General features: G+C 38.7%; 6 protein-coding genes. 4 read left to right on the forward strand and 2 right to left on the reverse strand.

Annotated features, from left to right (window positions below; genetic code table 11):
- The first annotated feature begins 656 nt into the window (after positions 1-656).
- The 3 genes from RI557_RS10775 to bshC all read left to right on the forward strand — a co-directional run bounded on the left by RI557_RS10775 (position 657) and on the right by bshC (position 3812).
- Positions 657-1034 (forward strand): GxxExxY protein, encoded by a 378-nt coding sequence (locus tag RI557_RS10775; protein ID WP_310683730.1) that lies wholly within the window; start codon positions 657-659, stop codon positions 1032-1034.
- A 577-nt stretch (positions 1035-1611) separates the two neighbouring features.
- A complete protein-coding gene (locus RI557_RS10780) occupies positions 1612-1926 on the forward strand; it encodes an HPF/RaiA family ribosome-associated protein (protein ID WP_310683724.1) in 315 nt (104 codons plus the stop codon).
- Positions 1927-2222: 296 nt separating this feature from the next.
- A complete protein-coding gene (gene bshC / locus RI557_RS10785; RefSeq protein ID WP_310683725.1) occupies positions 2223-3812 on the forward strand; it encodes a bacillithiol biosynthesis cysteine-adding enzyme BshC in 1590 nt (529 codons plus the stop codon).
- A 4-nt stretch (positions 3813-3816) separates the two neighbouring features.
- Here bshC and RI557_RS10790 read toward each other — a convergent pair whose 3' ends face one another.
- Both RI557_RS10790 and RI557_RS10795 read right to left on the reverse strand, forming a co-directional pair.
- Entirely contained in the window at positions 3817-4419 is a 603-nt protein-coding gene (locus RI557_RS10790; RefSeq protein WP_310683726.1) for an MCP four helix bundle domain-containing protein, read from the reverse strand.
- Between the two features lie 128 nt (positions 4420-4547).
- Positions 4548-9068, reverse strand: a complete 4521-nt coding sequence (locus tag RI557_RS10795; RefSeq protein ID WP_310683728.1) for a S8 family serine peptidase — start codon at positions 9066-9068, stop codon at positions 4548-4550.
- 206 nt (positions 9069-9274) lie between these two features.
- Here RI557_RS10795 and RI557_RS10800 point away from each other — a divergent pair, with 206 nt between their 5' ends.
- Positions 9275-9484 carry a DUF2892 domain-containing protein gene (locus tag RI557_RS10800; RefSeq protein WP_310667445.1) on the forward strand — a complete coding sequence of 70 codons (210 nt, stop codon included), beginning with the start codon at positions 9275-9277 and terminating at the stop codon, positions 9482-9484.
- The last annotated feature ends 111 nt before the right edge of the window (positions 9485-9595 follow it).

A 9595-nucleotide genomic window follows, 5' to 3' on the forward strand; every position in this document is an offset into this window, starting at 1 on the left:
GCAAAATTAAATAAAATTAATTATATTTTAAATAAAGTTTAAGGGTTAATATTTAAAGTTTATTGGAGAGGTTAAGGTTTGAGGTCGAGAAGTAGTGAGTTTTAGAGTTAGAAATAATGAAATATGTTCTTTTGCAGGCTTAAAGCAATAGTACGATCTAAACATATTGCGTTAGATTTATGAAAGGCTACATTTTATAAGAAATAATAACAGTAAGAGTGCAGAACAACTCTTGATTTTAACTATTTTTTTCAATAAATATAAAATCGCAAAGTCACGGAGTCGCAAAGAAAAAATAGCACCTGCATAGGAGTTGAAAATCAGTATTTTATATATGGGAAAACTCTGCGACTTAGCGTCTTAGCGAGAAACAGGAGATGTCTCTGCGACTTAGCGCCTTAGCGAGAAACAGGAGAAGCCTCTGCGTCTTAGCGTCTTTGCGAGAAACGAAGATGTCTCTGCGACTTGGCGCCTTAGCGAGAAACAGAAGATGTCTCTGCGACTTGGCGTCTTTGCGAGAAACAGAAGATGTCTCTGCGACTTGGCGTCTTTGCGAGAAACAGAAGATGTCTCTGCGACTTGGCGTCTAGCTAGAAATAATATAGTCAATTAGAAAACAATTTAAACTCAATCCTATACCGATGAATAGAAGCAAAATGACTGAAAACGAGATATCAAAAATAATAGTTGATACCTGCTATAATATTCATGTAGAACTTGGCCCTGGACTCTTTGAATCTGTTTATGAGGAAATTCTGACCTATGAACTTCTCGGGCAGGGACTTCAGGTTTCACGGCAACAAGCTATCCCTGTAATTTGGAAAGATATTGAAATGAATCAGGGTTTTCGGGCGGATCTGATAGTTGAAAATAAAGTAATCATTGAGATAAAGTCTGTAGAAATGATAGTACCTGTTCATCAGAAACAATTGTTGACTTATTTGAAACTTACAGGCCTGAAACTTGGATTGTTGGTAAACTTCAATGAAGCGTTGATCAAACACGGAGTTTCTAGAATAGCTAATAATTTGTGATGAATTTATGTCCTGATGGTGGTGTCTCACGCAAAGTCGCGGAGTCGCAAAGGTTCAGGGGTAATTATCTCACGCGAAGTCGCAAAGTCGCAAAGGTGAGGAGTTATCACGCGAAGTCGCAAAGTCGCAAAGATGGGGATAGTTTCACGCAGAGTCGCAAAGTCGCAAAGATGGGGAGTTCTCACGCGAAGCCGCGGAGGCGCAAAGGTGAGGAGTTATCACGCAAAGCCGCGGAGGCGCAAAGGGAAAATAGCTTCTGCATGTTGGGTGATTTGAAAGTTAGTATTCTATATAGAAAAGCTCTGCGACTTAGCGCCTTAGCGAGAAACAGGAGAAGCCTCTGCGACTTGGCGCCTTAGCGAGAAAAGAAAAAACTTTGCGGCTTAGCGTCTTAGCGAGAAAAGAAAAAACTTTGCGGCTTAGCGCCTTAGCGAGAAACGAAAAACAATCAAAACACAAAAACACTTGAGCACTTTTAGAATTCTTATCTTGGACGAGAATTAATAAACGATCTCAGATTTAGTCGATTTGGTAAGATTTTAAAACAGAGATAAGTTAAATATCAAAAGAAAAAATTATGAAAATTCAACTCAATACAGACAAGAATATTCAGGGAACAGAAGCACTGCAAAAAGGAGTTTCAGAAAAAATCAATCACGAGTTAAAGCACTTTGACGATAGAATAACCCGGGTTGAAATACATCTCTCTGATGAAAATGCAGCAAAAGGAGGTGATGATGACATTCTGTGTAAAATTGAGGCGAGAGTTGAAGGAATGAAACCCATGTTTGTTGACAGTAAAAACAGCTCCAAGGAAATTGCACTCGATGAAGCCGTTGACAAAATGAAGGCAACATTGAAATCTGCATTAGGTAAAATGAGAGATCAGTAACAAGTTACTTTATCAGGGTTTTAGAACATGTAAACCTATAGATTTTCATATATGAATCTTGATCAGAAGCAAGTAGTAAGAATGAATGATCTTATGAGCGATTGTCGTATTGCTAAATTTACTGTTCCAGCATACATCAAAACCATCTTCTTAAATGCGCGTTAATACATTCCGCTAAAAGGCGAAGCTGCTTAATTCTATTAATTTTGCTCAATTGAATTGTTGGGAGTGAAAACATTAGACTTTATTAACTCGCTCGCTGACAGTCAATAATAAACGAAACACGGACAACTAATATGACCAGTGAATGTATTCGCTACGATGTCGCGGGAATGTTGAATCAACTTACTCGTGATTACCTCGATCAAAAAGAGTCTCTTTCCAATTTCTATCAGTATAAACCTGAAATTGAGTCATTTGAAAAACTGATTGAGGAGCGTAAGTCGGCAAGTGTCAACCGCAAATTGCTGGCAACCTCACTGGAAAAACAATACAAAGAAGCGGGTCACGGTCAGAGCCCTGCTTTAGCAAACATCCGTCTCCTTAGTGATAACAATACCTTCACCGTGGTTACCGGGCATCAGCTCAACTTATTTACTGGTCCGCTCTACTTCATTTGGAAAATTTTGAGCACCATTAACCTCACGAACCAACTCAAAAAAAAATATCCCGATTACAACTTTGTACCTGTTTACTGGATGGCGAGTGAAGATCACGACTTTGAAGAAGTGAATCACACCACTGTATTCGGGAAAAAATACTCCTGGCTGAGCAATGAAAAGGGAGCTGTTGGTCGCTTCAGCACTGATGGTATTGCTGATGTACTCGAAACATTAAAAAAGGATACGAGTAGGCTCAATGCAGGATCTGACTGGTACAAAATACTCGAAGAAGCTTACGAAAAACCAACGGTAGCCCAGGCTACGCATCACATTGTTGATACATTGTTTGGCGAAAGCGGACTCGTAATTGTTGATGGCGATGATGCAGATTTAAAGCGAGCTTTTATCCCGGTCATGAAACGTGATATTCTGGAGCAAAAAGCCAATTCGCTGATCGAAGAAACAGCCTCAGATCTCGAAAAACTGGGATACAAAAAACAGGTTACTCCGCGTGAAATCAACTTGTTTTACCTCAAAAATGGCTTGCGAGAGCGCATTGTACCTAAAGGCGATCAATTTACGGTTCTGAATACTGAGATTAGTTTTTCAAAGGATGAGATTCTCGATGAATTGGAAAATCACCCCGAGCGGTTTAGTCCGAACGTGGCTTTGCGACCGATGTATCAGGAAACCATTTTGCCCAATCTCGCTTACATTGGCGGTGGAGCTGAGGTGGCTTATTGGCTTGAGCTGAAACGTGCTTTTGAGGCCTATGACGTTTTTTATCCGATGGTTTTATTGCGAAACTCGGTTCTGGTTCTGAACGAAAGAGCGCAAAAGAAGCAGCGCCAATTAAAACTGGAAACTTTTGAGGTTTTTCAGCCTTATCACGATCTGGCTAAAAAAGTGGTGAAACAGGCAACGCGCGAGATATTGAGCTTTCAGCGCGAGCGACAGGATTTGAGTACTATTTTCGACCGTATTAGAGAGCGCATGCAACAAGCCGATCCTACCTTGCGCGACAGTGCAGAAGCGGCTGAAGTCAAACATTTACATTATATCAACAATTTGGAAAAGAAGCTTTTGCGAGCCGAGAAACGCAACAATGACGTGCTCATGCAGCGCATCGATGATCTTAAAGCGGAGATTTCACCTAACGGTATTTTTCAGGAGCGGATTGTGAATGTGACCCAACTCATTTGTGAACATGGCACCTCAGTAATCAATGATGTTCAGAACCAGCTTGCCCCGATGCGTTTTGAGCTTACAATTGTGAGGAGTTAGCCAATTACGAGTTAGACTCTTCTTCCTTATTTCGCTTAGGTTGATAAAGAACAATTATTTGAATTAGAATAGCCAGTGAAATGAGGATATAAATCTCAATATCGGTAAACAACTCAATTGAATCAATAGCTCGTTTGCTGAGCATTAATTGCCTTTTTCCTTCATCGAGCTGAATTTCTGAGAGAGATGATAAATTCCTTTTAACATGCTCAATTTTTTGTAAAACTTCTTCCTCAGAGCTATTACTCATTTCAGAATCGATTAATCTCTCAATGTTTTCCCTTAGCTCGAGAAAGATTTTGCTCTCTTCGCTCGTCAGTTTAGTTTGCTCGTATCGCTTTATTTGAGTTTTTATTTCGCCATTTGTAATGTTGTTTTGTGATGAATAAAAAGCTGAATCACCAGTTAACAGTGCAATTTCCTTTTTTTGAATAGAGGTTGAAATCTCGTAAATGATATCCTTGGCTATTAGCCTATCTTCGTAAATCGTTACAATAGAGTCTCTAATACTCTTAAAGTTTCGTTTATCGATGAGGTTAGTAGCTACAATCAATACAAAGACTACCAAAATAGCGAGAATCCATTTGACCTTGTTGAAAATTGACATAGCTAATTATTGAATGTGATTAATGCGTAAATATAGTAAAATGCTACCTATTACTAAGAACACAAAGTTCTATTCTCCCATAATTGCAAAACATTCATCTAAATTATATCCTGCAGTTAATTGAGGTTTTACATTACAATAAGTTGATAGATTAAACTCTTATTGAAACCCAAAAGCTTGACATAGTAAGTTCCAGAAGCTAATCGTTTGACCATTATCCTGTTGAGACCTCTGGCAACAACTTCTCTTTTTATTTCTTTACCGGTATTGTTTGTAATGATTAAGTTATTGAACCCTTCTTCTTCAATCAAAACATAAAAATGATCGCGAGTTGGATTAGGGTAAATTTTAATATTTTCATCCTTGAATTCATTGTTACCTGAAGACTGAAATGCAAAAGGCGATGAAATTTTAGATTCACAGCCCATATTAATTGCCATCACTTCATAGTTCCCATTAGCATCAGCTAAAATACTCTGCCCAGTTTGATTTAAAAGTTGCAGATCCAGCCACCAACTATATGTTGAAGCTGAAGTTGAAGCTTTAAGACTATCATTACCAATATTCGAAATTGTGGGTTGTTGAGGAATAGCATTTACTGACCAAATAAGTGAGTCTGTTATTCCAAAACACCCTGCAGAGTCCTGAACTTCACAATAAATTATATCACCATCATTGAGCTGATCAGTTTGGAGGTAATGGTCAGATCCGGATTTTGTTAGCGAGCCATTCGTGTAAAAATTGTAGTTAGACAAACCTTGCTGGGTTTCTATTATTACTGTGTCTCCTTCGCAAATAGTTAGATCTGAATCATTAGTGGTGAGTTGAACTCCATTTAAGTCGGTTTTGACTGAAACATAAACCTTAGGACTCAAAAAGCTACAAGTTGCGTTGATTTGCCCCTGAACCTGAACGGAGTCACCATCAGATAACCCTGTTGTTGACCAGGTTTGGGAAGGACTGTCCTGCACTAGTGAAGAGTTGTAGTAAAATTTGTAATTTGATGCGTATCCTAATGCTGTAAAGGTAGCTGTATCGTTTGAGCAATATGTGTTATCGGGAGAATCAGAAGTGATAGTTGAAGTAACGTCAGTAACATAGAATGCATTTTGTACAAAATGTGTATCATTTCCAAAAACATTAGTACTAATTAACTGAATGTCATACCAGCCGGTATCGTTAGCTGTGATAATTGGGTTCTGACTATTGTTATTTCCAAAAGTGTACGTATAAGTACCGGGAGAAACAGTCCAACTGTATGTGTTGCTGTAGGTGCTAAGATTTTGAAGATTGATTTGTTGACCAAGGCAAAATGTATCGTAAGCTGTTTTAAATTTTGCGTTTGGTAGAGAGGTTAAGTTGATATCATCAATGGCTAAATCGCCAGTGTAACCATTTCCAGTTTCGCCTCTAAAACGAATGATCACATTTTCACCTATAAACTGATTTAGAGATACTTGTTGTTGTATCCATTGGTTACCTTGTGGCCCAACCACTGGTGTAGCTATATTTAAATGCCATTTTCCCTGTGTAAAAACATCGATATGTAGAGATCCTATGCTGCTTCCATAGGCGTGATACCAATACGATAGTGTTGGATTATTAGTGCCTGCAAGATCAAAACAAGGGCTATTGGCCATAGCTGTTTTATTTTTACATCCGCTTCCACCGTTTCCACTTCCCTCTAAGTAGAGGTAACGCCCGTTTCCGGTTGTGTGATCTGAAGAAGGACCTGTATTCCCACTACCCGTTCCTCCACTATGAGTGCGCCAGTCTATGCTGTCATTTTCTGAAGAATTAGGAATATTATACCAGCCCTGTGTTAAATTACAACTAACTGATGCACACCCCCATGCAGTACTGCAATTTATGAAATTATCAAAGTTTTGAGTGTAGGGTATTGTTGCGTTGATACCGCTGTTGTAAACTGTAATTGTTTTTGTAATAGTATCGTTTGATGGATTTCCATCTGCCGTAAACTCTATCCAGGCTTTAAGAAAATTTGATCCGTTTTGTAATTGCAAGCTATTATTGAAAAATGTGAAGACATTTTCATCTACTGAATTAAGTGAAGTAAAAGCTGTATCCCTGATGATTGGACCTCCATTGAACTGGTAGGCAAGAGGGATAAATGAAACACTATTTACTCCGGTATTTTTTAATTGAACTTTAACTTCAATTGAATCAGATGCTAAACAAGTTGGATAAAAGCCTTTATCTGGAGTTAATACTTGCTCAAGGGATATGTCATATGGAATGCAATTGAGATTTGTTGGCGGGATGGAAATTGAAATAGCTCGCCTGCTCGACCCGCTATCAGGTAGTACCGTTTGCACACTTACCCATTCATCGTCCTGGAATGATAGATTGTATAACTTATAATTTATATCGTTAGTAAAGGCCAGTGTATCCATGAACTTATTTCCTAGTTTGTACACTCTATACCCCAATGCACCGGGAACACTATCCCAGGAGATCATAGCAGAATCAGCGCATCTCCAAATCAAGTCTAAACCTTGAGGAGGCTGAGCGATCGTAAATCTTTTATTACTCACATCGCTTAAGTTTCCTCTTGAAACCTTCACTATGCAGTCGCCTGAAATATTATTGGGAATAGTCCATGTGAATGAACGAGAACTCCCGGGAATGCCACTTGCAATTTGTTGCCATGATACACCGCTATCAGATGAAAATTCAATGTTGAATGTACCCGTACTGTCATATGCATCCCATCTTATTCTCCTGTTTTCTCCGGGAACTAATTGTTCTCCACCGTGTGGATATATAATTTTTATGGAGTCGTAAACGAAGCTGTAAACGATGTTGTATTGCTGTGGGCCGTATGGCACAAGGGTTCCTGCTACTTCAGCCGAGTAGCTACCTGGTGAGGGGTTTTCAATTGTCACTAATTCAATATTATTTAAAGTATCAATGCCTCTAATAGCGTGTTTGTTAAGGCTATCAGGATTAGCAGTGGGGTTCAAAATCCACGGATTAATCCAGCTACCGTTAGGTTTCTGAATTCGAAGATCTAGATCATTAACAAGTGTTTTTCCCGTTATACCCGGAGTAGCCTCACGATCTGTCCAGTATAGGCTAACCTTCAATTGGCTTACTCCGCCCGGAACACTAATAGCATGATTCTTAGTACCGTTATTGCTGATGTTATCTGTGAGAAACTGGTTATTTTCGATCACCTCAAGTGCTCGTGAAGCATTTATCCTCCCAAAACCAGAAGTATAATCTGGTCCGGGGTTTTCAATATCATCAGGACTATTGAGGATAATTGCTTTTATCAAGCCGGAATTTGGCCATGAACCATTGTTTTCATTGCGATACGCTTCAGTGAGTAAAGCATATACACCAGCCAGATTAGGGCTAGCAAAAGAAGTGCCTCCCGGGCCTGCTGCTGTAATGTCAGGTAATATGCGCCCGTCCATCGCAGGACCTCGGCTACTAAAACCCGTTAGTTGATCATTGGTGTTCATCGCTCCAACAGCAAATATGTTTTTAGCAGATTTGGTCAAACCCGTAATACTGCCCCATCCTGGGCCGGCTCCATAACTGTTACAGTTTGAACCTCCAATGTTACCACACGAATATGTGATCATGAAATTATTGTTGGTTCTGACCAGGAAATCATTAGTTGCGGCTGCAAAATTGTATGTTGCTGACCCTGAGATGCAACCATACCCAAATGAATTATTCACGATGTTGATGTTTCCCTGTGCTGCATTTGTGAAATTTATACCACCTGAATGTAGAGTTGCTCCCCATGCCATTCCTCTATTTTGAGGATTAATATTGCCGGCAGAGGCCATTCGCAGTCCAACTCCTGTCTTATGCCCACTTGTATTCCCTGATTCAAGAGACCTGTCAAGCCTGTTTTTGAAATCTACACTATTTGAAGAATCTACGGTGCCTCCTTCATTAACAGCAATGTTAACTCCTTCTCCATTTAGTTGGTTAGGGTTGTAATAGCCGTTGATGAAAGTGCCTCTTGTAAGTGATATTTCATCTTCAAACTCTAAAACTTCTGGAGGGTCTGTAAGTTCAACATAAATAACAAAAGGTATTTTTGAAATTGCTTTAAGGCTTGATAATGAACCTGATAATTTCACGAAACCAAGTGGCTTAAATAGGTCATTGATTTTGATGTCTTCCTGTTTGAGTCTCTCCAAAAGTTGATCAAATTGATCACTTGCAGCAACAACAGCTACAGCTTCGATATCTTTTTTTGATTCGATGTAACCAGGGAGGTTACCTGATGATATGAAATGATCACACTTACGATCTTTAGGATTAATGTAAAGTTTTCTTACACCATTAGAAACAAGACTTTTAGCAGTGATGTTTGTTGGTAGAGATGCAAACCACTTCAAATTTGGTTCGTATTGATACAGATCTATTCCTTTTGACTTGAGTTGAGACTTTGTTTCTGCTGATGGTACTTTGCTAAAACGGAGGTAACACCATATTTTATTATCAAAGATTTGATTTTCTCCATCTTTAAGAGACTGGATCATCCATTCAACCTTTCGCTCCGTTGAAACATTTTTTTCATCTACCTGCGCACTCAGGTGTCCAACCAAGCTGACCATCATCATGAGTGCGATTGAAAGCCTTATTTCAATTTGACATTTAAACATTTACCGCTCATTTTAGAGAACAATATAAGGTAAATATGCATAGTTATAAAAGAGAATTTTTGATAATGGGATTAGTTAGATCATCTGTTAGGCTGAATATCATTCTATAATACTGACGTAATAATTGAAAAAAAGTTAAATCGAAAAAATCAAGTAATTTCCTTAATCTTTATAACTTTAAGGCTGTAATAACTTAAATGATACTTATGAAAAAGAATATGGGAAGTTTTGATACTGTAGTGCGATTAGTGCTGGCAGCCGTTTTTTTGTTTGTGTACTTTGCTCAGGACTTACCCGGAGTAGAGGGAGTTATAATGCTTGTTTTAGCTGCAGCATTCATCATCACAAGTGTTTTTGGCTTTTGTGGACTTTATACCATTTTTGGTATCAACACCTGTCCGATGAAAAAGAGTTGACTCTTAAATTGAGCCGAGACTAGGGAGGTGTATCAATACCGAAAAATGATAGACTTTTCGGTATTAAAAGGCTATTCGTTAAAAGTTAAATAGCTGACTTAGGGAGCTTAA

The sequence above is a fragment of the Salibacter sp. genome (assembly GCF_031581065.1).
GTDB lineage: Bacteria > Bacteroidota > Bacteroidia > Flavobacteriales_G > Salibacteraceae > Salibacter.

Coding starts and splice junctions, on each gene's coding strand:
- RI557_RS10775 (WP_310683730.1), top strand. CDS start 657: ATGACTGAAAACGAGATATCAAAAATAATAGTTGATACCTGCTATAAT.
- RI557_RS10780 (WP_310683724.1), top strand. CDS start 1,612: ATGAAAATTCAACTCAATACAGACAAGAATATTCAGGGAACAGAAGCA.
- bshC (WP_310683725.1), top strand. CDS start 2,223: ATGACCAGTGAATGTATTCGCTACGATGTCGCGGGAATGTTGAATCAA.
- RI557_RS10790 (WP_310683726.1), bottom strand. CDS start 4,419: ATGTCAATTTTCAACAAGGTCAAATGGATTCTCGCTATTTTGGTAGTC.
- RI557_RS10795 (WP_310683728.1), bottom strand. CDS start 9,068: ATGTTTAAATGTCAAATTGAAATAAGGCTTTCAATCGCACTCATGATG.
- RI557_RS10800 (WP_310667445.1), top strand. CDS start 9,275: ATGAAAAAGAATATGGGAAGTTTTGATACTGTAGTGCGATTAGTGCTG.